Genomic DNA, 23,568 nt, shown 5'->3' on the forward strand with positions numbered 1-23,568 from the left:
CCATGCTCACACTCGATGTTTCAAATGTTAATCTGCATTATGGCGCTGCACAGGCGTTACGCCATGTTTCAATTCATGCAGAACTGGGAAAAGTAACCTGTGTCCTTGGCCGCAACGGAGTTGGAAAAACCTCACTCTTGCAAGCTATCACGGGCCACCAAAAGATTTCGCAGGGCGAAATTAACGTAGACGGCTCACCCCTTGGGATGGCTAAACCCTATACCAGAGCAGCACAAGGCATCGCTTATGTACCCCAAGGGCGAGAGGTTTTCCCTTTACTTACCGTGCGCGAAAACCTTGAGACCGGTTTTGCACTCTTGCCCCGAAAGGACAGGTTCATTCCACCAAAAGTGTTTGAGCTGTTCCCGGTTCTTAAGCAGATGATGGATCGGCGTGGAGGGGACTTGTCAGGTGGTCAGCAGCAACAGCTGGCTATCGGCCGTGCACTTGTCACGCGCCCGCGCCTGTTGGTGCTTGATGAGCCGACTGAAGGTATACAGCCTTCCATCATCAAAGATATTGGCGTGGCGATCCGCAGGCTAAAGGAGGAGGAAGGCCTAACCATATTGCTAGTTGAGCAGTATCTCGACTTTTGCCGCGAGTTGGCTGATGCTGTCTACATATTGGATCGGGGGGAAATTGTACATTCAGGTCCCGCCAGCGATTTGGATGAGGCCCATGTCCGCAGACATCTTACCGTTTAAAGCAGCGTCTGGTTCGATTGCGCCAGAGCCACCCAAGCTTCGTATGCAACGGGCCTTTGGGGTTGGACGGGTGAGCTTTAAAGCGCCACCAAGCCCCAATGCACCGCCTGCACTTGATGAGCTGTATCAGGAGGGAGCGGCGAAGATTCGCTTGCCGAAGGTTTACAGCGATATGGCTGAGGCTGCCTTGATAAATACGAGTGGTGGTCTGACCGGTGGGGACATTATGAATTGGCGTGTCGATCTTCATGCCAACACAAAGGCCGTTATCTCCACGCAGGCCTGTGAAAAGATCTACCGTGCCAGTGAGGATACTGCGCGGGTCACCAACGATCTGGTGGTTGGCGAAAATGCAGAATTGCATTGGTTGCCGCAGGAAACCATCCTCTTTAACGAAGCCTCACTGACACGCAAACTCCATGTAGAACTCGCGCCAAGCGCGCGTTTTGTCGGCGTAGAAGCAATCATACTGGGGCGTCAGGCGATGGGTGAACAGGTCGAGTCTGCCTTCTTTAAAGACAGCTGGAGGGTGCACCGGGGTGGGAAACTTCTTCATGCAGATGAATTGAGCCTCAGCGGTTCTGTTGCAGAGCTGTCTCGAAACGCAGCGGTCTTAAACGGCGCACGCGCGTTTGCATCCCTGCTTTTTGTAGCTCCGGAAGATCAGGAAGTGCTCAATGCCCGTGCCAGAACCCTCCAGTGTGAACAGGACCGTGCGGTTACGGCACTAAGCGCCTTTAACGGCAAGCTTGTCGGGCGCGTTGCGGCTGCCGATGGCTTTGCATTGAGGCAGGCGCTTATCCCGCTACTTAGTGGCTTACGAGAGGGATACTCACTGCCGAAGCTTTGGAATCTATAGTTATTTAATGTGTTTAGAGAGGTCGCGATGAACCTTACACCAAGAGAAAAAGACAAACTGCTGATCGCGATGGCCGCTATTGTGGCTCGCAACCGGCTGGCGCGCGGGGTAAAGCTCAATCACCCTGAAACCATTGCAATTATCACTGACTTTGTCGTTGAAGGTGCACGCGATGGCTGCTCTGTTGCTGAGTTGATGTCTGCTGGCGCGCAGGTGCTCACGCGCGCTCAGGTCATGGAGGGGATCTCTGAGATGATCCATGACATCCAAGTTGAAGCCACGTTCCCAGATGGCGTCAAACTCGTCACCGTTCACAACCCCATTCGTTAGGAAGGCCAATATGATCCCTGGAGAAATCATCGTGACCGCCGGACAGCTGACACTGAATGAAGGGCGTGAAAGCATATCAATGACTGTTGCAAATACAGGGGACCGCCCCGTACAGGTTGGCAGTCATTACCACTTTGCCGAGGTGAACCGCGCACTGGATTTCGACCGTGCCAAGGCACAAGGCATGCGTTTGGACATTGCGCCCGGAACAGCAGTCAGGTTTGAGCCTGGTCAGACAAGGCAGGTTGCACTCATTTCATTTGGAGGCACACAGCAGATAAAAGGCTTCCAGATCAACCAGGTGGAGACAGTGTAACATGGCGACCACAATCTCAAGAGCTGCCTATGCTGACATGTTTGGCCCCACCGTGGTAGACAAGGTACGCTTGGCTGACACAGAGCTGTTCATTGAAGTTGAGGCTGATCTGACCACCTATGGTGAGGAAGTGAAGTTCGGCGGCGGAAAAGTCATTCGTGATGGAATGGGGCAAAGTCAGTTGGCCCGCTCAGATGGTGCGGTAGATACAGTCATCACCAACGCGCTTATTGTCGATCACACTGGTATCTATAAGGCAGATGTCGGTCTGAGGGATGGCAGAATTCATGCAATCGGCAAAGCGGGCAACCCAGATACGCAAGATGGCGTAACAATCATTATTGGCCCTGGGACTGAGATCATTGCTGGAGAAGGCAAGATCCTCACCGCCGGCGGAATGGATGCCCATATCCATTATATCTGCCCTCAGCAGATCGAAGAGGCGCTGACCTCTGGTGTAACCACAATGCTTGGTGGTGGCACTGGCCCTGCCCATGGAACACTTGCAACCACATGCACGCCTGGTCCGTGGCATCTTGCAAGAATGATTGAGGCTGCAGATGCCTTTCCCATGAACCTGGCTTTTGCAGGCAAGGGCAATGCCTCGCACCCAAAAGCACTGGAAGAGATGGTGTTGGCCGGTGCAAGCGCACTGAAACTACACGAAGATTGGGGCACAACTCCCGCTGCCATCGATATGTGCCTGAGCGTTGCTGATGCTCATGATGTGCAGGTGATGATCCACACAGACACGCTTAACGAAAGTGGTTTTGTTGAAGATACAGTAGCGGCAATGAAAGGGCGCACCATCCACGCGTTCCATACCGAAGGTGCTGGTGGGGGACACGCTCCCGACATCATCAAGGTATGCGGATTGCCCAATGTCATTCCTTCTTCGACGAACCCGACGCGCCCCTATACCGGGAATACGATTGCAGAGCATTTGGATATGCTGATGGTCTGTCATCATCTGGATACCAATATCCCTGAGGACGTGGCCTTTGCAGAAAGTCGCATCCGCAAGGAGACCATCGCCGCAGAAGATATGTTGCATGACATGGGGGCCTTCTCCATTATTGCCTCCGACAGTCAGGCAATGGGCAGGGTGGGTGAGGTGCTCATTCGTACATGGCAAACGGCTGATAAGATGAAGCGACAGCGCGGCCAACTGCCAGAAGAAACGGGCGATGCAGATAACGTCAGAGTGAAGCGGTATATTGCCAAATACACAATCAACCCGGCCATAGCGCACGGACTTTCCAAGCATATCGGCTCGATCGAAGTTGGAAAGCGCGCAGACCTTGTTCTGTGGTCGCCAGCCTTCTTTGGCGTTAAGCCTGATATGGTGCTCGTGGGTGGCACCATCGCAAGTGCTTTGATGGGGGACCCCAACGCCTCGATCCCAACACCGCAGCCTGTCCATTACCGGCCAATGTTTGGAGCCTACGGCAAAAGCTTGACGAACTCATCGGTGACTTTTGTCTCTCAAGCTGCAAAAGACGATGGTCTTCGCGCAAAACTTGGGACAGCCAAAGACATGGTGGCGGTCGAAAACACCCGCTCTGGCCTCTCCAAGTCCTCAATGGTTCATAACAATTTGATGCCACACATGGAAGTCGATCCAGAAACCTACGAAGTGCGGGCAAATGGTGAGCTGCTCACATGTGAGCCAGCAGATGTTGTTCCGATGGCACAAAGGTACTTTTTGTTCTGATGAAAAAAGCAACTTCTTTTAGTCGGGTAGGGACATATTCAGGCAAAGCCGATTACCTGCTGTATCTGGCTCACTATGAACGCCATGTTCGCCGTAAACGGCTCGTAGCAGCGTGCGGAACCGCGATCCTTGTGGATTTGCCCGAGTCTGTTGTCTTGTCAAATGAGGATGTGCTTGTTTTGGAGAACGGTGAAATGGCAATGATTGCCGCACAGATTGAGCCTTTGTACAAGGTCACAACCAAAGACAATATTCATTTTGCGGAGCTGTGTTGGCATTTGGGAAACCGCCATTTGCCTGCCCAAATCCAGCCGCCCAACATCTATATTGGCCGCGACCATGTCATCAAGCAGATGTTGGAGGGACTGGGTGCAACACTAGAAGAAGTGGAAGCGCCTTTCTCGCCAGTGCATGGTGCCTACCATAAACACAAGTCACACAGCCACGCTCACGCCCATGACTGAGGCTGTAACGGTTCCGGCACTTCTCCAGTTGATGACATGGCTCTCTCCTGCATTCCCTGTTGGAGCGTTTGCATACAGTCACGGACTGGAAACGGCTATTCAATCCCAGCTCATCACAGATAAGTCTGAGGCTCAGGATTATCTGCATGATCTGATTGAGCATGGGAGTGGTTGGAATGATGCACTCTTGCTCGCAGCCGCGTGGCGCGCCGTCCATCATGAACAGGGTGGGGAACTCAACGCGGTCAATGAATTAGCACTTGCGTTGTGTCCTGGGCATGAGCGCTATCTGGAGACCACATTGCAAGGGGATGCCTTTTTGAAGGCTGCCAAGCCGTGGGGGGCAGACAGCGTACGCGTCAGATTACAGGCCAAAGATATCGCTTACCCCGTTGCAATTGGCGCACTCGCTAAATCCAGTGGCATTGGAGAAAGTGCTTCAGTTGCGGCTTACCTACATGGGTTTTGTAGTAATTTGGTTGCCGTAATGATGCGTTTGGTCCCGCTTGGCCAGAGTGATGGCATGGCTATTATGGCCCACATGTCGCCTCACATGGAAGATGTGGCCATCCGCGTGACCAACTCAACATTGGATGATTTGGGCAACGTATCATTTTATGCAGACTTTCTTGCAATTGCTCACGAACATCAGGAAACAAGGATTTTTAAATCATGAACTCCCCAAATGGACCTTTGCGGGTTGGCATTGGTGGTCCGGTGGGCTCTGGAAAAACGAGCCTGACAGGAGCGTTGTGTAAGGCTTTGAGTGGCAAGCTGTCTCTTGGTGTGGTCACCAATGACATCTACACCAAGGAAGATGCTCTGGCTCTGGTCAAAATGCAGGCCCTTTCACAGGATAGGATCATTGGAGTCGAAACGGGCGGGTGTCCGCACACGGCCATCCGTGAAGATGCAACCATCAACTTGCAAGCTATCGACCAACTTTGTGAACGGCACCCGGACTTGGATGTCGTTTTCATTGAATCTGGCGGAGACAATTTGGCAGCAACATTTTCGCCAGATCTGGCGGACGTCACCATCTACGTTATTTCGGTGTGTCAGGGAGAGGAAATACCACGCAAAGGTGGCCCAGGTATCACGCGCTCAGATTTATTGGTGATCAACAAGAGCGACTTGGCTCCCTATGTGGGTGCAGACCTTACCGTCATGGACCGCGACGCCCAAAGAATGCGGGCTGGTCGTCCGTTTCTCATGACAGACATGAAAAGTGGAACCGGCCTTGGAGAGGTTATTAATTTTTTGCTTGAATCTGGCGGAATAAGCTTGCCTGAAAGCGACAGTCTGGCCGTTTAATGTGTGCCCGCAAACAATTGCAGTTCCGGCAAAAAATTAGATATCAGTCCTCACCAATAATGGCGAGGGAATGCAAAGTGGCCTCTTACGAAGGGTCGCGCGGGTAAAGGCACTGATGCAGCCTTTGGTAAAATAGTGTGGTGGCTCTCTATTGGATTGTGAGGTTTGTGTGCTTATCTCTTAGCGATGAATTTGACTTTTGAATACTGGAACCATCAATCCCGCCAAATGCTTGATACCCATTCTCTCCCCCCTGTCTTTGCCGGCCCGATTTTGCGCAGGTTAGAAACTGCGCGATTGACATTCTGGCTTGCTGTGCGTGCGCCTGCTGACGTGAAAATCGAACTCTTCCTTGAAAGCAGCGATCCGCAAACCTATGAGCTGTCAAAAGAACACGCCACGCAAAACATCATCACAGCAGGTGATCACCTCCATTACCTGCTCATTGACCTGCCGCTCAATCAACCACTTCCCTATGACACATGGGTTAGCTATCGCTTATCGTTGCAAATGATGGATGAGGTTGGGGCAGGGTGGCAAGATCACACCGTATGGGCTCCTGATCTTTGCTATGAAAACCAAAGCCTGCCGGGTTTCATGCTCCGCTCAAAGGTAACATCTCTCTTACATGGATCCTGCCGCAAGCCACATCATCAATCTGGTGACGGCCTCGTCGCTGCAGATAAGTTCTTGGAAAAACACATCCAGTCTGCGCAAAACCAAGAGGCAGATCAAGGCAAGTGGCCAGCTGCCCTAGTGATGAGCGGTGATCAAATCTACTCAGATGATGTAGCAGGTCCGATGCTGCGCACAATTCACGCGGTTATCGAGCGCCTCGGGCTTGGTGATGAGCAACTGGACCGTTTGGAAAGCCGAAACCCGGAAACGGCTTCACAATTATATCGTGACAGAGACACCTATTACCGCCGCGAGAACTTTCTCCCGAACCTGGAGAAAAACCGTGCTCTGTGGCTTGTCTTGTTTGGCGGAGCCGAAAAGCCGATCTTTACCGCAGATCACGCGCATAACCACCTGATCACACTTGCCGAATTTTTGGCGATGTATTTGCTCGTGTGGTCGCCGGTGCCCTGGTCCATTGTCGACATAACACCTCCTGACGGGCTGACAGAAGAAGAAGCCGAACTTTACGAGCGTGAACAAAACATCTTGAAAGAGTTTGTGACGGGCCTGAGTAAAGTGCGCAGGCTTTTTGCTCACCTCCCAGTTGCGATGATATTTGATGACCATGATGTCACTGATGACTGGAATTTGAACAGGGACTGGGAAGAAACCGCCTATGGGCACCCATTTTCGCGCCGTATCATCGGAAATGCACTCTGCGCCTACATGCTCAATCAGGGGTGGGGCAATCGTCCCGAGGCATTCTCTGGCGAAATGCTCTCGCAAATGAACCAGGTTTTCCAAACTCCCGGCAACAATGCTTATGATGAGTTTTTGGATGAACTCTTCAGCTTTGAAAAATGGGACTACCAATGGCAGTTAGACCCGCCCCTGCTGGTTTTAGATACGCGCACGCGCAGGTGGCGATCAGAACGTGCTGGTTACTTGCCCTCTGGCCTTTTGGATTGGGAGGCGGTGACCGACTTACAACGTGCCTTGCACGGAAAGCATAGTGTTCTTTTGGTTTCGGCAGCTCCGATCTTCGGAGTTAAACTGATCGAAACACTGCAAAAACTGCTCACCTATATGGGCAAGCCGCTGATGGTCGATGCCGAGTATTGGATGGCCCACCCAGGAACCGCCGATGGCATCTTGAATGTGTTTCGGCATCGTAAAACACCAGACCGGTTCACGATCCTCTCGGGTGATGTTCACTACTCTTTCGTTTATGACGTCGAACTTCGAGGGCACTCCAGAGGCCCGGATATCTGGCAGATTTGTAGCAGCGGTATTAAAAACGAGTTTCCTGCCAAACTGCTCGATAAGCTCGACCATTTGAACCGCTGGCTCTACGCACCGCGTTCACCCTTAAACTGGCTGACAAAGCGGCGTGGTATGAAGGTTATTCCAAGAAAGCCGGTAGGCACCCACCACGGCAGGCGCCTTTTGAACGCAAGCGGCATTGGGTTGGTAGAGTTTGATAAGCACGGTGGTCCAGAACAGATCAGCCAGCTGTTGCCGGATGGGAACCAGGTTGTGTTTGTGCGAAGGGAAGAAGAAGCCCGCTGGGATTAGTTTGATTAAATCCAAAGCAGCAACACAAGTGATGGTCGCTAAGGCGTTACTTAAGGTGGGGTAGTTGTAAGCGGCTTTGATGAGATTTTCCATGCTCAACAAAGCCGCTTACGCATCTTAGGGACAGGCTATTAGAGAATTTTTCTCCGAAGCCACGCGGAAATCACTTCGCCCACGATAACTAGTACAATGATCGCGAGAAGGATGGTCGCAACTTCCTGCCAGTTGAAAGTGTCGATAGCCCCTTGCAACATGACGCCGATACCACCAGCACCAACCAACCCAAGAACGGTCGATTCACGCAGGTTGATATCCCAGCGCAAGATGGAGACCGCCCAGAAGGTTGGCATGACCTGCGGTACAATGGCGTACATGATGACTTTAAAGCGCGATGCACCTGTAGCTTCAAGAGCTTCAACTGGCTTGTGGTCGATCTCCTCGATCGCCTCACCTAAAAGCTTTCCGACAAAACCGATTGAGCGGAACATGATGGCGACGATACCGGCAATGATACCCGGGCCGAAAATCGCAACAAACAACAAGGCCCAGATGATGGTGTTGATGGAACGACTTGAAACCAGAATGAAACGCCCAATCCACAATGTTGCTTTATTGGGTGTCGTGTTCTGCGCCGCCATATAGGCAACCGGCAAGGAAATAAGAACTGCAATAGCCGTAGCCAGAGTCGCGATATTAACGGTTTCCCAAAGCACCATCAAAATGCTGGATAGGTTTCTTGTGTCGGGTGGCACCATACGGCTAAACAGGTCGCCCATCTGGCGAGGAGAATCCCACACCCATTCCCAAATCACATCAATACTGGTTACAGACCAATACAGAATTACGGCGCTCAGGAGAAAGAACGTATAGCGTAGAATTCGCTGACGAGGTGTGAAACGTGCCCACTGTTCGGGAAAGATTTCCATACTCATTTGATCGACTTCCTGATCTGACCGCTGATGGCTTCACTGACAAGAATGACGCCGATGATTACCAAGGTAATGGTCAAGGCAAAGTCATAATCGTAGCGGCCGAAAGCATTGGCGAGCGTTGCTCCGATACCACCTGCTCCAACAATGCCCACAACAGCAGACGCACGTAGATTGCTGTCCAGCTGGTAGATCGTCAGACCGATCTGGCGCGGCATGATCTGAGGGAAGACTGCGTAGATCAACGTGGAGAGGAATGGCGCACCCACAGAGCGCATAGCTTCCACTTGCCCGAAGTCGATTTCCTCAATGCGTTCAGCCAGCATTTTCGCAACGAAGCCAACTGAATATACAATCAAGGTCAGGACACCGGCAAACGGTCCAAATCCAACTGCCTTAACGAAGATAATGGCAACAATGACCGGGTGGAAACTGCGGGCAACAATAATGATAGCACGGCCAAGAAAGTAAACTGGCTTAATAGCCACATTCCGTGCGGCCATGAAAGCGATAGGAATGGAGAGAACGACTCCGCCCACGGTTGCCAGGATTGCTATCTTGAGGCTTTCAAGGAAGCCGTTAAGCAGCAGGCCTCCACGCTCAAAGCTTGGCGGCCACGCTCCGTTGAAGATGCGTGCTGCGCGAGTGAGGCCCTGACTGGCGCGGTTCCAATCGATTGGCAGGTTAACGAGGGTAAAACCGAAGTATACGAGAACTGCAATTATAACCCCCCACCGGATATAGGGGTTGGCGATGAACGGTGGCTTTTGCCACGTATCACGCACAAGTTGTTTTTGCGTGTCTGCTTTGCTCATGTTGCGACAGCTCCCACGTCTCCCGAGACAGTGGATTGCTGAACATCAGCACCACGGTCAGCAGCCGGTGTGCCTGAGTAAATGCTGTCCATCGCATCTTTATCTAGGTCGGAAGGAAGCGCATCAAAAATGATGCGGCCATAGCGCATACCAACAATACGGTCGGTATATTCTTTGGCTTCAGTCACATTGTGAATGTTGATCAGAACAGGCAACGCGAATTCGCGGGAAAGGTCACGAAGCAAGCCCATGATCTGTTCACTGGTCTTTGGATCAAGGGATGCGGTTGGCTCATCAGCCAACAGGATCTCTGGTTCCTGCATCAGTGCACGTACAACACCCACACGCTGGCGCTCACCACCAGAAAGCTCGTCTGCGCGCTTGTCCGCATAATGGGCGATGCCCACACGGTCCATCAGCTCATAGGCGCGACGAATGTCTTCTTTTGGGTACTTACGTGCAATAGCCCGCCAAGTGGGCAGGGAACCCAGTCGGCCAGACTGCACGTTTTCCATAACTGTCAAACGGTCAATCAAGTTGAAGCTCTGGAAAACCATGCCGATTTTATGGCGTGCCTTACGCAGTTGACTGCGATTAAGGCTGGTCAAGTCGGTTCCGTTCAACTGAATTTGGCCAGAGCTAGGCTCGACCAGTCGGTTGATACAGCGCAGCAGCGTGCTCTTACCAGCTCCAGAAGACCCAATGATCGAGACAACGCTCTCGCCCTTGATTTCTAGGTTAAGGTTTTTGAGAACAGGCTGGCCGGTGTCATAACGCTTGACCAGATCGGTGATTTTTAACATGTCAGTCTCCAGAATGCAGACCGGAGGCGAGAACGCCTCCGATTCATTCGTATATTCCAGCTTAGATCTTACTTCTTCAGACCTTCAGGTGTGTAGCTAACACCGTTGGCAGCCTGAATTTCGCGGATCACAGACCAGTCTTGCTTGTAAGTGATTGGGATGAACTTGCTCACACCGGAGAATTCTTCACCCAGCGTTGTTCCAGAAAAGTCGAAGGAGAAGAAAGCTTCTTTAACTTTCTCGACCAATTTTGGATCAAGGTTGTGAGCGTAGTTGAAGGACGTGGTCGGGAACGGATTGGATTCCCAAATGATTTTTACATCTTCCTTGTCGAACAGGTCGCGGTCGGCCATACGATCAACCACTTCAGAGGCTACTGGTGCAGCATCGTAGTCGCCTGCGACAACACCCAGCATGGACTGGTCATGCGAGCCGGAATACACAACGTCGTAATCCTGTTCTGGGGTAATACCCAGGTTCGGGAAGAGCGCACGTGGAGCCAGGTTGCCGGAGTTGGATGTTGGCGAAGTATGCGCGATGCGCTTGCCTGCCAGGTCTTCCATTGTGTTGAGACCGGAATCCTTACGGGTATAAACCTGTAGCTTATAACCGAACTCACCTTCGTCAGAGCCCATGAGCGCAAACGGAACAGCGCCAGCCAGGTTCACAGCAAACGGGGTTGGGCCCGTAGAGAAGCCTGCAATGTGCAAGCGGCCGGAGCGCATGGCTTCAACTTCTGCGGAGTTGGACTGAACAGGGAAGAACTGAACGCGCTTGCCAGTCACCTTTTCCAAGTGATTAATGAAAGGCTCCCAGATGTCAGCGTAAACAGCAGGATCCTCGGTTGGTGTGTAAGCAAAGACCAGTGTGCCTGGGTTAACCAGTTCGTCAGCAGCCGGTGCATCAGCAACCATGTCACCATTTGCATCACAGTACATTACATCAAGTGCACCGCGATCTGCGCAATCGGCAGCAAATGCAGAACCGCCAGCGAACATGGCAGTTGCGAGCGCGCCAGCAGCGGCACTTCTCAAAAATGTCATTGGAATCCCTCCCAGGAGTTTCATTTTTACGAACCTATTCGTAATAGGCCCTAAGCGGTTTTACTCTATAGACTGCGAAGGCTACACCGCCTAGAAATTGTTTTCTCTCCACAAGTTCCGCTTTGCCATCTAATAAAATGGCAAATTAAAGTGGATTCCATTGACATAAACTCAATGAAGTAAGATCCTGTGGCGTTCTGAACCTCACAAAATGCTCATTTTCGTTTAAGTTCGTTTTTTTGCGTATTATTTCGTCGTCGCATTTAGTGAAAGTGATTCGCTTTTTTTCGAATCAATTTTGTGAAAGATCCTTCCACCAGCTTCTATCGAGCAGGGCAGTGACGCACTGCACAAATCCAGTAAGTGGTGCCAAAATGATTGGGGTGTCGGGTGCACATTCGCAAATGAGTGAACTTGCGTTCGCAAATGACCTCGCAAATACCCGCAAGTCAGAGTTTTTTGATTCAGGTGGCAACGAGGGGGCTTCTCAATTGAGATTTAGCGATCAGTTTTGACAAAGGATTGATCGCCTTATTGCCCAAGGTTCAATGATGGCGGAGGTACCTTCTGGCGGGTAGCACACGACGCTTATAACCCGCACTTACACGCCCTGCTAACGTGCAAAGGCATCGGCAAATGAACGGGAGTGATGACCTATGTATGTGAGCTGCTGGTACTCAGGAGTTGGCGGAGCATACCTACTCAGGTCTCTCCGACTTGCGGCTTGTAGTCGAACTCGATGAATTGCAGGAACTTATTGAGTATGGGAGTCTGGTAGTTCTTTTTATAGATCGCGCAAAGGTCCGCAGGGATCTCTTCCTTTAGCCGAATGAAGCGTACGTTCTTGGACTTCTGGCTTCGGAAACAATCACTTACCAACGCAATGGCCTGTCCAGAGGCAACCAGCGCAAGCAAGGTGCTGGGTTCTTGAACCTCAAAAGTCATTTTTGGATAAAACCCGTGCTCTTTACATTTGGAAACAAGAAACGGGGTTGAGTTGGATATCGTGCGGTCGAGAACAGCGATTTCCTCGTCTTTAAGCTCTGCCAGAGCAACCAAACGTCGGTCTTTGAGGGGGTGAGTGTTTGGTACAGCAAGCGTAAGATTCTCTTTAACCAAAACGCGTGAGTTCAATGTAGGCTCATTGAGCGTGTCAACGTATCGGCAAATACCTAAATCAACAACCCCGCCGTGGAGCGCTTCTTTCTGCTGATTTGGTGCCAGCTCTGTAAAATTAAGTGAACAGTCTGGGTGTTTGGCCTTAAAGTCTGACAGAAGGTTGGCAAATCCATCGAGAAAAGCGCTGCTGACGATCCCAATGCTAAGGGTGGAGTTTTCTGCGCGTCCTTGTCGCTGCGTATTGGTAATCGCGTTATCCAAGGCATTAAAAACTTGCTCGCATTCAAGTTTAAGCGCACGCCCTGTTGCCGTTAAAGATACATTTCGCGAGTCCCGATGAAAAAGCGAAAGCCCGAGAGCGCCCTCCAACTCTTTAATTTGAATAGACATAGGCGATTTGGAAATATGCAGTTCTTCCGCTGCGCGGCCAAAGTGACCACTTACTGCAACTTGATGGAAGTAACGAAGCATCCGCAAAGTAATGCGGCCTGAATTGATGAGATCGTGCATGAATTTTTTTGTTTTTTTTATCTTGTTCTAGGTTGCTGCCCGGATAATTCTACTGTCTCTACCATATAAGTTCTGTAAGAACTATGATCTACGAAATAATCCGTATTTTTATCGGTTTTCTACGTAATATTTTATAGTTCGTTTCGAAGTTCGAAACGATTGATGTATTTAAAAAACTTAATAAATGCCTCTTAAGTAACTAGGTTGCTGCTCACCAAAGGGAATTTATTAAAAGGTGAGGCAAATTATGAAATCCGGTCAGTCCACAATTCCGCCCAGGCAGGGCGAATGTGCTTGGCCAGTTCTGTGCCTCAATCCCATGACGTTTGATCGGTCTTACGCACCAACTTCCACGGTAAGTGATTTGTCTGACGCATCAGTTCCCGATTATGTACTTGAAGGTTTTACAGTCGCAGATGTTTCTCGTTGTTTCTCAACGACAAAGCATTTGTTGGATGCGGGTGGCCATCTCAACTTCCCACCGATAGGCGGGTACGGTTAGTCGCCTTCCAGTACATCTAGAAATCTCCCCAATCATAAACAACAACATTTCTCAGAGCCTCTGGGAGGAGCTCACATGTTCGCAACAGGTTTTCTAGGCATCGCAACTCTGATTGTTATTGCTCTGTTGGTCTCTACCAACCGCAAAGCGATCAAACTTCGCACAGTAGGTGGTGCTCTTGCGCTGCAGATTGGTATCGGCGCTTTCGTGCTTTATGTACCTGCTGGCCGCGCAATGCTCCATGGAATGTCCAAGGGCATTGCAGGCGTAATTGACAGTGGTCGCTCTGGCGTCAACTTCCTCTTTGGTAACCTGACCAATGGCAATCTTTCCGATACTGTCGGCTTTGTATTTGCCTTTAACGTTCTGTGTCTGGTTATCTTTTTCTCCGCTTTGATTGCAGTGCTTTATCACTTGGGCATTATGCAGATTGTTATCCGCTTCATCGGCGGTGGCATGGCAAAATTGCTAGGTATTTCCCAAGCAGAATCCATGTCAGCAGTCTCCAACGTTTTTGTGGGCCAAACTGAAGCTCCGCTCGTTGTGAAGCCATACATGCCAAAGATGTCCGACAGTGAGTTCTTTGCTATCATGTGTGGTGGTATGGCATCTGTCGCTGGTACCGTGCTGGGCGGTTATGCATTAATGGGCGTGAAGATCGAGTATCTCCTTGCAGCTTCCTTTATGGCTGCTCCAGGTGGTCTGCTCTTTGCAAAACTGATCCTGCCAGAAACCAAAGATGTAAATTACAAAGTCGATAAGGCTGTTAGCTTTAGTGAAGACAAACCAGAAAACGTGCTGGCTGCCGCTGGTCAAGGCGCGATGAATGGCTTGCAGCTTGCAGGCGCAATCGGTGCAAACCTTGTTGCGATGATCGGTCTGATCGCTCTGGTTAACATGATGCTTGGCGGCCTTGGCGATATTGCTGGCTTTGAGCTTTCCTTGGAAATGATCCTTGGTTGGGTTTTCGCTCCAATCGCGTACCTGCTCGGCGTTCCGATGGCTGATATCGGTGTAGCTGGCTCATTGATCGGTAAGAAACTGGTCGTAAACGAGTTCGTTGCCTACCTAGACCTGAAGAACTACCTCGTAGATTCAGCGGCGATGGAAATGGGTCTGCCTGTTATTCAGGAAAAGACCAAGGCAATCGTTTCGTTTGCATTGTGTGGTTTTGCGAACATCTCCTCAATGGGCATCCTCATCGGTGGCCTGAGTGTTCTGGCTCCAAGTCGTACAAACTTCATCGCAAAATACGGTCCTCGCACACTGTTGGCGGCAACCTGCTCAAACCTTATGAGTGCTGCAATCGCGGGTATCTTTATCTCCCTGGCAATGTAAAGGTTTCTTCCTTTCCTTATATTGCCTGTGACGGGAGGAGCTTGGCTTCTCCCGTTTCCTATTTGTGAAAGACCCAAGCAAATTCGAGTAGGCTACCTATCCCTCACACACTCCCCCAAGTGAGACGTGCTAGCTGCTTGCCCCTTCTTCAATTATTTTTTCTGCACCTTGTGGTGGCATTTCCGGGAACGCTGGAAGTGTCTTGTCGATTTCGTCCCAGGATGGTGCTCTGCTGGCGTAGACAGTTACCTGTGCCTCGATGATTTCTGGCTGGTCAACAGTGGATGCACGAACAAAAATCAGCTCGCTCATTGACGAATTGAGAGAGTAGACAGCGCTGCCGCACGTCGGGCAGAAGCAGCGTGTCACAACATTACCGCTATCAACTGGTTTTGCATAACGTGTCAGCTCGCCAGTCACTTCAACAGCCTCTTTCGGCAACGCCGCATGCGTGCAGTGTCCGGTTCCAGAGGACTTACGGCAGTCATCACAGTGACAATGCGCGGTGATCTGCGGCATTACTTTTGATTTCAGCTGTACATTCCCGCAAAGGCAGGACCCTGTAAATGCAGTTTCCATGATACTATCCATTGTTAGTATTGATATGTTTTAGTGACTTGTGAATTGCAAGTCACTATTCACAATAGGAGAGAATGGCGGTATGTCAACCGAAATCCGTTCCGGCTGCCCCATCGCGAATACGCTTGATATCGTGGGTGATCGTTGGAGTCTCTTGATCCTGCGGGATATGTTCAACGGTAAGAAAACCTTCTCAGAATTCCTAAACTCGCCAGAGAAGATAACAACCAGTGTGTTGACTGTTCGCCTCAATCAGCTGTCAGCCACCGGGTTGGTGCAAAAGGAACTCTATCAGTCAAATCCCAAACGCTATCAATATCTACTGACGGATCAGGGCAGGGACATGCTGCCAGTGCTTCAAGAAATGTGCCGATGGGCAAATAAGCATATGCCGGAGACTTGGGTCGCTCCTGAGAAGTTTATGGAGAAGCGAACATAAAAAAGGCTGGACGCACAGCCCAGCCTTTTTGAAAATCACAGAACGCTTCTGGCTCAAAAGAGCATTGACGGTAACCAGGTCGCGATCGTTGGAAAAGACCAGACCAGCCCCATGCCAACGATCTGGAGTAAAATATAAGGGAGTACGCCCTTATAGATCATGCCAGTTGTGATCTCCGGCGGGGCAGCTCCGCGCAGGTAGAACAACGAAAACCCAAAGGGCGGGGTCAAAAAACTGGTCTGCAGATTAATGGCAATCATGACGGAGAGCCAGATTGGGTCAAAGCCCATCATCAAGAGTGTTGGTCCCACGATTGGCAGCAAAATCACAGAAATCTCCACAAAGTCCATAAAGAAGCCAAGTGCGAAGATAAGAGCCATCACGAACAACAGGGCTCCGACTTCCCCACCAGGCATCGCAGAGATCAGCTCTTCAATACGCACATCGCCGCCTAACCCACGAAAGATCAATGAGAAGACGCTTGCCCCGATGATCGTTGCAAAGATCATAGCTGAAATGGACAGTGTATTTGTCATAACAGGAGCAAGGAGCTTGGCACGCCACATCCGCATGACGCTCTGAATAAGGCCACTCACCCCCACTGCCAGCAGCGCGGAAGATACAGCTGCCAAGGTCCAATCCATCGCTGTCAGGTCGTTCTTTTGCAACCGAATAGTGGTTGAACTTGCAAGGAAGATAACAAGCAGCAGCGCTGCAACACTTGCTGCCAGAAGCATGTTTGAGTGACCGTTGCTGAGACGGAAGCCAGCAAGCAACAAGGCCCCGACAGCGCCAACCGCCGCTGCTTCAGTAGGTGTTGCAACACCACCAAGAATGGAGCCCAACACCGCAATGATCAACGCAACAGGGGGAACCAGCACGGATGCAACTCGTGAAGCAGAAGTCTTTCCAAGAAGCTCTTGGTCCATTGCCGGTGCAACACTGGGCTGGAAATATGCACGCACTAGGATATAGACGATATAAACACCAACCAGCATCAGGCCGGGGATCAAGGCGGCCGCGAACGTCTGCCCTACGCTGATCGTCTCGACGGTGAACTTACCCTCGGCAAACTGTGCCTGCTGATAGGCGTTGGACATAACTTCAGACAGGATAATAAGCAGAGTGGACGGCGGAATAATCTGACCAAGTGTACCAGCCGTGCACACAGTTCCAGCAGCAAGCTTTGGATCATATCCGTTGCGCAGCATGGTCGGCAAAGCGATCAGCGCCATGGTGACAACCGTTGCGCCAACAATGCCTGTAGAGGCGGCTAGCAACCCGCCGACCAAGACAACAGAAATACCTAAACCACCGCGCAAAGAGCCAAAGAGCTTTGCCATCTCTTCCAGCAGGTCTTCCGCAATCCGGCTGCGTTCCAGAACAAGTCCCATGAACACAAACAGCGGAATTGCGATCAGCACTGTGTTGGTCATTGTGCCGAAAATGCGTTGTGAAAGAGCGCCCAGCAGACCAGTGTCGAATGCTCCCGTCATCGCTCCGATAACAGCAAAAATGACTGCAACACCGGCAATCGTAAAAGCAACAGGGTAGCCAAGCAGGATGGCAAGGCACAATCCCGCGAACATGAAAATGTCGAGAAACTCAGTCACAGCTTAGGCTCCTCAACAGGGACGCCGGTCAAGAACAAGATGTCGCGCAATATTCCAGAAACCCCTTGGGTTATCAGCAAAATACAAAATGCAGGGATTAGGCTTTTAAGCAGGAAGCTTGCAGGGATGCCGCCAACAGAGATCGGTCCCTCCAAAATTTTCCAGCTGTTGGAAACAAAAGGCCAGCTTACCCATAGCAACAAGCCAACGGTTGGCAGAAGGAAGCAAACTGCTCCGATGATATTGATCACGGCTTTTGTTTTTTGGCTCGCCTGACCATAGAAAATATCAACGCGTACATGTTTATCAGTCAGGAGTGTGTACCCGGCGCCAAGCATAAAAATGGCGGCATGCATATACAACACGCCTTCTCCAAGGAAGATGTAGCTGATGCCAAATAGGTAGCGCAGCAGCACAATGGCGAACTGCAACAGCAACATGATGAGAGCAAACCAACAGATGGTGTGCCCAACGATGCGGTTGATGGCATCAAGTTTAGAAATAATAGAAGTCATCGGCATTATCCGATCAGGCAAGAGCGCATTCTTATTGTCCTGCAAAAGCATGGAGGCAAAAGCACGGGGAAGGGACGGCGCTCACGGGAGTGCCGTCCTTAGGTCAACGAAGGAGATAGCCTTGCACCAAGTACAAAGGCAATCCAGCGCGTTAGCCGTAGTTGATGTCCATAAGGCGCATGTTCATCTGGCCGTTGTCTGCCAGAGGTTTGTATTCCTTCATGGCTTCACGATAGGTGAGGAAGCTTTCAGTGATGCGCTTTACAAGCTCATCATCGTTTTGGCGTAACTCGCCAATCACTTCACCAGCAGCATTGCCCATTGCCAGAATAACGTCCTCTGGCATATTGCGCACGACAACGCCTTTTTCGGCAACCATCTTCTTCAGAGCTTTTGCATGATTGGTCGTGTACTCAGTCCAAACATCATTGTAGAGCGAGGAACAGGCAAACGCGACAACCTGCTTCAAGTCATCAGGAAGCGCGGCGTAAGCCTCGGAGTTCATTGCGCACTCTTCAGCCGAAGAAGGCTCACCAACACCCGGGAAGTAGTAGTTTTTGGCAACCTGATAGAAGCCCAGAGCTGAATCAGTCCATGGGCCGATAAACTCGCCTGCATCCAGCGTTCCTGTCTGCAGCGCCTGGAACATGTCGCGGCCACCCATTGCCTGAACAGCCATGCCCATCTTGGTGCACATTTCAGATGCAAGACCAGTGGTACGGAAACGCAGACCTTTCAGGTCTTCAGCAGAGTTGATCTCGGTGCGGAACCAACCAGCTGCCTGTGGGCCTGAGTTGCCACACAGGAACGGCTTCAGGTTAAAGCGCGCATACATCTCATCATAGAGCGCCTGACCACCGCCATGCGCCATCCAGCCGTATTGTTCGTCCGCAGTCAAACCAAATGGCTGAGAACCGAACAACAGGAAGCCTTTGGACTTGGAGCCCCAATAAGCAGGAACGGAGTGGTAAAGTTCTGCAGTCCCCTCCGATACTGCATCAAACACACCACGACCAGGAACCAGCTCACCTGCTGCATAAAGCTTTACTTCAATGCGGCCACCAGAGAGCATGGTAATACGGTCTGCCAGCATCTGCGCTGCAACACCAGGACCTGGAAGGTTCTTCGGCCAAGAAGTGACCATCTTCCATTTAATTTTGTCAGAAGCCATTGCAGGAGCAGCCAGAGCTGAAGCAGCAACAGCGCCAGTTGCGGCAACACCTGCGCCTTTTAAAAAGTCACGTCTCTTCATAATTTTTCCCCTCAAAAAAATTAGATGAAAAAGGGCCAACCAGGTGGTCCCTTATCGGTTTCACCAAAACCTTGAAGTTTCAGAACGGTACTCTCCATTTACCGCTCTGAAACTGTTACTTGCCTAACGAAGGTAAGTTCAAACCATTCTCCTTGGCGCAATCAATTGCCAATTGGTAGCCTGCGTCCGCATGGCGCATGACACCTGTCGCGGGGTCATTCCACAGCACTCGGCCAACACGCTCATCAGCTTCTTTCGTTCCGTCACAACAAATCACCATGCCGGAATGCTGGGAAAAGCCCATGCCAACACCACCGCCATGATGCAGCGATACCCATGTTGCACCAGAAGCAGTGTTCAGCAGCGCATTAAGCAGCGGCCAATCAGAAACAGCATCAGAGCCATCCATCATGGACTCAGTTTCGCGGTTTGGAGAAGCAACAGAGCCTGAATCCAGATGATCTCGTCCAATGACGACGGGAGCCTTTAGTTCACCGTTGCGAACCATTTCGTTAAACGCAAGACCGAGGCGGTGACGCTGTCCAAGGCCAACCCAGCAGATACGAGCCGGCAGTCCCTGAAACGAGATACGCTCCCGCGCCATCTCCAGCCAGTTATGAAGGTGCGGATCATCCGGGATGAGCTCCTTCACCTTCTGATCTGTCTTGTAGATGTCCTCTGGATCGCCAGAAAGCGCAGCCCAACGAAATGGGCCAACCCCTTTACAGAACAACGGGCGGATATAGGCAGGAACAAACCCCGGGAAGTCAAAGGCGTTCTCTAAGCCTTCTTCAAATGCCATCTGGCGGATATTATTGCCATAATCAACAGTCGGAATACCGCGTTCATGGAAGTCCAGCATCGCCTTCACATGCACTTTCATGGATGCGCGGGCCGCTTTCTCAACCGCCTTTGGATCGCTCTCGCGCTTTTCCTTCCACTCAGCCATGGTCCAGCCCTGCGGCAGATAGCCGTTAATCGGGTCATGAGCAGACGTCTGATCAGTCACAATGTCAGGGCGTACGCCGCGCTCAACCAATTCAGCGAAGATGTCAGCCGCATTGCCGAGCAAGCCAACAGACTTGGCTTCACCAGCCGCAGTCCAGCGCTCAATCATCTCCAGCGCTTCATCAAGCGTCTTGGCTTTCTCATCGACGTATTTGGTGCGCAGGCGGAAATCGATGCTGTCTTCGTTACACTCAACGGCCAGACAAGACGCTCCGGCCATGACCGCAGCAAGCGGCTGAGCGCCACCCATACCGCCAAGGCCACCAGTCAGGATCCACTTGCCTTTCAGATCTCCACCATAGTGCTGACGACCAGCCTCAACGAAGGTCTCGTATGTGCCCTGAACAATGCCCTGAGAGCCAATGTAAATCCATGAACCAGCGGTCATCTGGCCGTACATCGCCAAACCTTTTTTATCCAGCTCGTTGAAGTGGTCCCAGTTCGCCCAATGAGGTACAAGGTTGGAATTGGCGATCAGAACGCGAGGGGCATTTTCGTGTGTGCGGAACACGCCAACCGGCTTGCCGGATTGAACCAGCAAGGTTTCATCAGCTTCCAGTTTTTTAAGGCTATCGACAATGGTGTCGAAGTCTTTCCAAGTTCGTGCAGCGCGACCAATGCCGCCATATACGACTAATTCATGCGGGTTCTCAGCAACATCCGGGTGCAGGTTATTCATGAGCATGCGAAGCGGCGCCTCGGTCAGCCAGCTTTTCGTGTTCAGTTCGGTCCCGGTTGGCGGGAAAATATCGCGGGAATTTTTACGTGGATCGGATGTGAGCGTGTCAGTCATGGTCTGCTCCGTTAACGGCTTGTTCTAGCGCTTGCAAACACCCCGGAAAGGGCCTGCGCTTCTAACTTTGTAAGAATGGTTTTGAGAGTGGCGCGGGTCGTGAGGGCGCGTTCTGGAGCATAGGCCCAGGGGCTCTGCTCAAACATATAGGCCCGTTGTGCTGTTTCCATCTGAATGGCGTGGACACCGGTCTCTGGTTGACCGTAGTGACGCGTTGTCCATCCGCCTTTAAAGCGTGCATTAACAACAGTCTCCACACTCTCGTTCTGACGGCAACTGTCTACTGTGATGGCTTCAATCAGCGGTGCGCAGGTCTGGCCCACATTGGTGCCAATGTTGAAGACAGGAAGCTCACCTTCAAACAAAAATGGAACGTTGGAACGGATCGAATGACAGTCATAAAGGATCGCCACACCAAATTTTTGACGAACCCGTTCCAGTTCCTCTGCAATGGCGTCATGATAGGGGGCATGAAACTCAGCACGGCGAGCGTCCACCTCATCCTCGGAAGGCTCCTGACCATCGCGATAAATTGGACGGCCATCAAAGTCTGTCAGCGGGCAAAGCGTGGTTGTGTTCTGCCCTGGATAGAGGGAAGCGCCAGCAGGATCGCGATTTGCATCAATCACATAGCGATGCATCGGCGTTTGGATCACGCTAGCGCTTTCCAGCAACCCGTCATAAAGGCGGTTGATGTGCCAGTCCGTGTCAGCAAGCGCTTGGCCAACTTTATTGAAGCGGTCCCAGATCGATAAGGGAACATCAGTCCCCCCATGTGGCTGTGCAAGCACGATGGGGCTGTCGCCACGTTTGATGAGTGGAGAGAAAGAATAGGCCATTCAAACCTCTTCAAGTTCAAAGAAATCAGCAGAATGCGCTGCGTCAAATATTTGGCCTGAAGCCACCAGATCCGCAGCCTTTTCCAAGTCTGGAGCCATGTATCGGTCATCTTCCAGTCTTGCCACTTTCCCACGCACGGCAGCCAGAACATCTTGCAAAAGAGGGCTTGTTTGCACTGGAGCTCTAAATTCAATCCCTTGGGATGCCATCAACAATTCGATCCCGATGATTTGGGAAAGGTTGGCGTTCATATCGATCAGACGCCGTGCTGCATGAGTCGCCATTGAAACATGGTCCTCCTGATTTGCGCTGGTCGGGGTGGAATCAACAGAACAGGGTGCCGCCCGCTGCTTGTTCTCGCTGTAAAGCGCCGCAGAGGTCACATCCGCGATCATAAAGCCAGAGTTGACGCCCGGCTTAGGTGTTAGGAATGGTGGCAAGCCGTAGTTCAGGGCAGGGTCAACCAGTGTTGCAATGCGCCGCTGTGTAATGGCTCCAATTTCAGAAATGGCAAGCGCCGTTTGGTCTGCTGCAAAGGCAACCGGTTCTGCATGGAAATTACCACCAGAAACAATGGAGCCATCTGCAAATACCAACGGGTTGTCAGTTACCGCATTGGCTTCAATCTCCAGCGTGCGCCCAATATTTGCCAGCATATCAAGACACGCGCCCATCACCTGCGGTTGGCACCGCATACAATAGGGGTCCTGCACCCGCTCATCATCATCGCGGTGGCTTTCTCGAATGGCAGAACCACTCATCAACTCGCGGATTGTAGCCGCAGCTGAAATCTGCCCCTTGTGGCCACGAAGCTCATGAATTTCCGGACGGAACGGAGCGCCAGAGCCCATAAGCGCGTCAACTGACATAGCTCCGGTAATAAGCGCGGTCTGTGCAAGGCGGTGTGCTTGGAAGAGCCCTGCCAGAGCAAGTGCAGTTGAAACCTGCGTACCGTTGATGAGCGCTAACCCTTCTTTGGCTTGCAACTGAATAGTCTGGATACCAGCACGCTGCATCGCCTCATTGCCTGAGACTCGCTGACCACCAAAGAAGGCTTCCCCTTCACCAATCATCACCGCAGCAATATGGGAAAGTGGGGCAAGGTCACCAGAAGCCCCAACACTGCCTTGGCCCGGAACAACAGGTACAACGTTGTGAGCCAACATTTGCTCAAGGCATTCAATCAGGTCCCAGCGAACACCAGAAGCGCCACGTCCAAGGGATGCCAGTTTAAGCACGATCACAAGGCGTACAATATTTTCGGGCAGCACATCACCAACACCGCAACAGTGAGAGAGAATAAGGTTTCGCTGCAATGTGGCAGTGTCATGCGCCGGAATTTTAACGGACGCCAGCTTCCCAAAGCCAGTGTTTACGCCATAAACAGGACTATCACCTTGTGCCGCAGCCTGCACAATCGCGGCGGCGCGTTTCACTCCGGATTTAAAAGACCGGTCCAACTCAACATTGGCCTCGCAGCGGAAGATTTGTTTGAGCTGAAGCAAGGTGATTTCACCTGGCTTTAGAACCAGCGTTTCTTTTGGTGTTGCGTGTGGGGGAGTGCTCATAGGGT

24 protein-coding genes are annotated in these 23,568 nt (G+C 51.4%); 12 read left to right on the forward strand and 12 right to left on the reverse strand.

Going from position 1 to position 23,568, the window contains the following annotated elements; all coding sequences use genetic code 11:
• The first annotated feature begins 2 nt into the window (after positions 1-2).
• From urtE to BMZ51_RS08725, 9 genes are all read left to right on the forward strand, one after another.
• Positions 3-704, forward strand: a complete 702-nt coding sequence (gene urtE / locus BMZ51_RS08685; RefSeq protein ID WP_068000664.1) for an urea ABC transporter ATP-binding subunit UrtE — start codon at positions 3-5, stop codon at positions 702-704.
• 43 nt (positions 705-747) lie between these two features.
• The gene (locus BMZ51_RS08690; protein ID WP_068000847.1) at positions 748-1,563 is read left to right on the forward strand and encodes an urease accessory protein UreD; all 816 of its coding nucleotides are present in this window, start codon (positions 748-750) and stop codon (positions 1,561-1,563) included.
• Between the two features lie 27 nt (positions 1,564-1,590).
• Positions 1,591-1,893 carry an urease subunit gamma gene (locus BMZ51_RS08695; protein WP_068000661.1) on the forward strand — a complete coding sequence of 101 codons (303 nt, stop codon included), beginning with the start codon at positions 1,591-1,593 and terminating at the stop codon, positions 1,891-1,893.
• Positions 1,894-1,903: 10 nt separating this feature from the next.
• Positions 1,904-2,209, forward strand: coding sequence for an urease subunit beta (locus tag BMZ51_RS08700; RefSeq protein ID WP_068000658.1), 306 nt, complete (start codon positions 1,904-1,906; stop codon positions 2,207-2,209).
• A gap of 1 nt (position 2,210) precedes the next feature.
• Positions 2,211-3,923, forward strand: a complete 1,713-nt coding sequence (gene ureC / locus BMZ51_RS08705) for an urease subunit alpha (RefSeq protein WP_068000656.1) — start codon at positions 2,211-2,213, stop codon at positions 3,921-3,923.
• Positions 3,923-4,387: an urease accessory protein UreE gene (locus BMZ51_RS08710; protein ID WP_068000651.1), complete on the forward strand. Its 465-nt coding sequence runs from the start codon at positions 3,923-3,925 to the stop codon at positions 4,385-4,387. Before ureC ends, BMZ51_RS08710 begins: the two co-directional genes overlap by 1 nt.
• On the forward strand, positions 4,380-5,063 hold the full coding sequence (locus BMZ51_RS08715; protein WP_068000648.1) for an urease accessory protein UreF: 684 nt from the start codon (positions 4,380-4,382) through the stop codon (positions 5,061-5,063). Before BMZ51_RS08710 ends, BMZ51_RS08715 begins: the two co-directional genes overlap by 8 nt.
• Positions 5,060-5,701 carry an urease accessory protein UreG gene (gene ureG / locus BMZ51_RS08720; protein WP_068000644.1) on the forward strand — a complete coding sequence of 214 codons (642 nt, stop codon included), beginning with the start codon at positions 5,060-5,062 and terminating at the stop codon, positions 5,699-5,701. Before BMZ51_RS08715 ends, ureG begins: the two co-directional genes overlap by 4 nt.
• Positions 5,702-5,893: 192 nt before the next feature.
• Complete coding sequence (locus BMZ51_RS08725; RefSeq protein WP_208979387.1) at positions 5,894-7,897, forward strand: metallophosphoesterase family protein; 2,004 nt, start codon at positions 5,894-5,896, stop codon at positions 7,895-7,897.
• A gap of 131 nt (positions 7,898-8,028) precedes the next feature.
• On the opposite strand, the gene phnE (BMZ51_RS08730) is transcribed toward BMZ51_RS08725, so the two are convergent.
• The 5 genes from phnE (BMZ51_RS08730) to BMZ51_RS08750 form a co-directional block, all read right to left on the reverse strand.
• A complete protein-coding gene (gene phnE, locus BMZ51_RS08730; protein WP_139201373.1) occupies positions 8,029-8,823 on the reverse strand; it encodes a phosphonate ABC transporter, permease protein PhnE in 795 nt (264 codons plus the stop codon).
• Positions 8,824-8,825: 2 nt separating this feature from the next.
• The gene (gene phnE, locus BMZ51_RS08735) at positions 8,826-9,641 is read right to left on the reverse strand and encodes a phosphonate ABC transporter, permease protein PhnE (RefSeq protein WP_068000640.1); all 816 of its coding nucleotides are present in this window, start codon (positions 9,639-9,641) and stop codon (positions 8,826-8,828) included.
• Positions 9,638-10,444 carry a phosphonate ABC transporter ATP-binding protein gene (gene phnC, locus BMZ51_RS08740; RefSeq protein WP_068000637.1) on the reverse strand — a complete coding sequence of 269 codons (807 nt, stop codon included), beginning with the start codon at positions 10,442-10,444 and terminating at the stop codon, positions 9,638-9,640. The genes phnE (BMZ51_RS08735) and phnC overlap by 4 nt, the downstream gene beginning before the upstream one ends.
• 68 nt (positions 10,445-10,512) lie before the next feature.
• Complete coding sequence (gene phnD, locus BMZ51_RS08745) at positions 10,513-11,487, reverse strand: phosphate/phosphite/phosphonate ABC transporter substrate-binding protein (RefSeq protein WP_068000634.1); 975 nt, start codon at positions 11,485-11,487, stop codon at positions 10,513-10,515.
• Between the two features lie 702 nt (positions 11,488-12,189).
• A complete protein-coding gene (locus BMZ51_RS08750; RefSeq protein ID WP_068000631.1) occupies positions 12,190-13,116 on the reverse strand; it encodes a LysR substrate-binding domain-containing protein in 927 nt (308 codons plus the stop codon).
• Between the two features lie 247 nt (positions 13,117-13,363).
• On the opposite strand from BMZ51_RS08750, the gene BMZ51_RS23885 reads away from it, so the two are divergent.
• Both BMZ51_RS23885 and BMZ51_RS08755 read left to right on the forward strand, forming a co-directional pair.
• Complete coding sequence (locus tag BMZ51_RS23885) at positions 13,364-13,618, forward strand: hypothetical protein (protein WP_139201364.1); 255 nt, start codon at positions 13,364-13,366, stop codon at positions 13,616-13,618.
• Between the two features lie 75 nt (positions 13,619-13,693).
• Complete coding sequence (locus tag BMZ51_RS08755) at positions 13,694-14,956, forward strand: NupC/NupG family nucleoside CNT transporter (RefSeq protein WP_068000628.1); 1,263 nt, start codon at positions 13,694-13,696, stop codon at positions 14,954-14,956.
• A 129-nt stretch (positions 14,957-15,085) separates the two neighbouring features.
• Here BMZ51_RS08755 and BMZ51_RS08760 read toward each other — a convergent pair whose 3' ends face one another.
• Positions 15,086-15,535 (reverse strand): GFA family protein, encoded by a 450-nt coding sequence (locus tag BMZ51_RS08760; RefSeq protein WP_068000841.1) that lies wholly within the window; start codon positions 15,533-15,535, stop codon positions 15,086-15,088.
• Between the two features lie 82 nt (positions 15,536-15,617).
• Between BMZ51_RS08760 and BMZ51_RS08765 the strand changes: the two genes are divergently transcribed.
• Positions 15,618-15,974: a winged helix-turn-helix transcriptional regulator gene (locus BMZ51_RS08765; RefSeq protein ID WP_068000625.1), complete on the forward strand. Its 357-nt coding sequence runs from the start codon at positions 15,618-15,620 to the stop codon at positions 15,972-15,974.
• Between the two features lie 53 nt (positions 15,975-16,027).
• Here the strand turns inward: BMZ51_RS08765 and BMZ51_RS08770 are convergent, their stop codons facing one another.
• From BMZ51_RS08770 to hutH, 6 genes are all read right to left on the reverse strand, one after another.
• On the reverse strand, positions 16,028-17,587 hold the full coding sequence (locus tag BMZ51_RS08770; RefSeq protein WP_082825534.1) for a TRAP transporter large permease: 1,560 nt from the start codon (positions 17,585-17,587) through the stop codon (positions 16,028-16,030).
• Positions 17,584-18,102: a TRAP transporter small permease subunit gene (locus BMZ51_RS08775; RefSeq protein WP_068000838.1), complete on the reverse strand. Its 519-nt coding sequence runs from the start codon at positions 18,100-18,102 to the stop codon at positions 17,584-17,586. The genes BMZ51_RS08770 and BMZ51_RS08775 overlap by 4 nt, the downstream gene beginning before the upstream one ends.
• Positions 18,103-18,253: 151 nt before the next feature.
• Positions 18,254-19,354, reverse strand: coding sequence for a TRAP transporter substrate-binding protein (locus BMZ51_RS08780; RefSeq protein WP_068000622.1), 1,101 nt, complete (start codon positions 19,352-19,354; stop codon positions 18,254-18,256).
• Positions 19,355-19,469: 115 nt separating this feature from the next.
• On the reverse strand, positions 19,470-21,155 hold the full coding sequence (gene hutU, locus BMZ51_RS08785) for a urocanate hydratase (protein WP_068000618.1): 1,686 nt from the start codon (positions 21,153-21,155) through the stop codon (positions 19,470-19,472).
• Positions 21,156-21,166: 11 nt separating this feature from the next.
• Positions 21,167-21,994 (reverse strand): N-formylglutamate deformylase, encoded by an 828-nt coding sequence (hutG, locus tag BMZ51_RS08790; RefSeq protein WP_068000616.1) that lies wholly within the window; start codon positions 21,992-21,994, stop codon positions 21,167-21,169.
• The gene (hutH, locus tag BMZ51_RS08795; protein WP_068000612.1) at positions 21,995-23,563 is read right to left on the reverse strand and encodes a histidine ammonia-lyase; all 1,569 of its coding nucleotides are present in this window, start codon (positions 23,561-23,563) and stop codon (positions 21,995-21,997) included.
• Positions 23,564-23,568: the final 5 nt, after the last annotated feature.

Origin of the sequence: Pseudovibrio axinellae (assembly GCF_900110875.1) — a bacterium.
Classification (GTDB): domain Bacteria; phylum Pseudomonadota; class Alphaproteobacteria; order Rhizobiales; family Stappiaceae; genus Pseudovibrio; species Pseudovibrio axinellae.

What these genes read in the sequence shown, in the direction of transcription:
- hutG (WP_068000616.1), bottom strand. Translation starts at nt 21,994, where the DNA reads ATGGCCTATTCTTTCTCTCCACTCATCAAACGTGGCGACAGCCCCATC.
- BMZ51_RS08700 (WP_068000658.1), top strand. Translation starts at nt 1,904, where the DNA reads ATGATCCCTGGAGAAATCATCGTGACCGCCGGACAGCTGACACTGAAT.
- phnC (WP_068000637.1), bottom strand. Translation starts at nt 10,444, where the DNA reads ATGTTAAAAATCACCGATCTGGTCAAGCGTTATGACACCGGCCAGCCT.
- phnE (WP_139201373.1), bottom strand. Translation starts at nt 8,823, where the DNA reads ATGGAAATCTTTCCCGAACAGTGGGCACGTTTCACACCTCGTCAGCGA.
- BMZ51_RS08715 (WP_068000648.1), top strand. Translation starts at nt 4,380, where the DNA reads ATGACTGAGGCTGTAACGGTTCCGGCACTTCTCCAGTTGATGACATGG.
- BMZ51_RS08765 (WP_068000625.1), top strand. Translation starts at nt 15,618, where the DNA reads ATGTCAACCGAAATCCGTTCCGGCTGCCCCATCGCGAATACGCTTGAT.
- BMZ51_RS08695 (WP_068000661.1), top strand. Translation starts at nt 1,591, where the DNA reads ATGAACCTTACACCAAGAGAAAAAGACAAACTGCTGATCGCGATGGCC.
- BMZ51_RS08710 (WP_068000651.1), top strand. Translation starts at nt 3,923, where the DNA reads ATGAAAAAAGCAACTTCTTTTAGTCGGGTAGGGACATATTCAGGCAAA.
- BMZ51_RS23885 (WP_139201364.1), top strand. Translation starts at nt 13,364, where the DNA reads ATGAAATCCGGTCAGTCCACAATTCCGCCCAGGCAGGGCGAATGTGCT.
- hutH (WP_068000612.1), bottom strand. Translation starts at nt 23,563, where the DNA reads ATGAGCACTCCCCCACACGCAACACCAAAAGAAACGCTGGTTCTAAAG.
- phnD (WP_068000634.1), bottom strand. Translation starts at nt 11,487, where the DNA reads ATGACATTTTTGAGAAGTGCCGCTGCTGGCGCGCTCGCAACTGCCATG.
- ureG (WP_068000644.1), top strand. Translation starts at nt 5,060, where the DNA reads ATGAACTCCCCAAATGGACCTTTGCGGGTTGGCATTGGTGGTCCGGTG.
- hutU (WP_068000618.1), bottom strand. Translation starts at nt 21,155, where the DNA reads ATGACTGACACGCTCACATCCGATCCACGTAAAAATTCCCGCGATATT.
- phnE (WP_068000640.1), bottom strand. Translation starts at nt 9,641, where the DNA reads ATGAGCAAAGCAGACACGCAAAAACAACTTGTGCGTGATACGTGGCAA.
- BMZ51_RS08750 (WP_068000631.1), bottom strand. Translation starts at nt 13,116, where the DNA reads ATGCACGATCTCATCAATTCAGGCCGCATTACTTTGCGGATGCTTCGT.
- BMZ51_RS08780 (WP_068000622.1), bottom strand. Translation starts at nt 19,354, where the DNA reads ATGAAGAGACGTGACTTTTTAAAAGGCGCAGGTGTTGCCGCAACTGGC.
- ureC (WP_068000656.1), top strand. Translation starts at nt 2,211, where the DNA reads ATGGCGACCACAATCTCAAGAGCTGCCTATGCTGACATGTTTGGCCCC.
- BMZ51_RS08775 (WP_068000838.1), bottom strand. Translation starts at nt 18,102, where the DNA reads ATGACTTCTATTATTTCTAAACTTGATGCCATCAACCGCATCGTTGGG.
- BMZ51_RS08755 (WP_068000628.1), top strand. Translation starts at nt 13,694, where the DNA reads ATGTTCGCAACAGGTTTTCTAGGCATCGCAACTCTGATTGTTATTGCT.
- urtE (WP_068000664.1), top strand. Translation starts at nt 3, where the DNA reads ATGCTCACACTCGATGTTTCAAATGTTAATCTGCATTATGGCGCTGCA.
- BMZ51_RS08690 (WP_068000847.1), top strand. Translation starts at nt 748, where the DNA reads ATGCAACGGGCCTTTGGGGTTGGACGGGTGAGCTTTAAAGCGCCACCA.
- BMZ51_RS08760 (WP_068000841.1), bottom strand. Translation starts at nt 15,535, where the DNA reads ATGGAAACTGCATTTACAGGGTCCTGCCTTTGCGGGAATGTACAGCTG.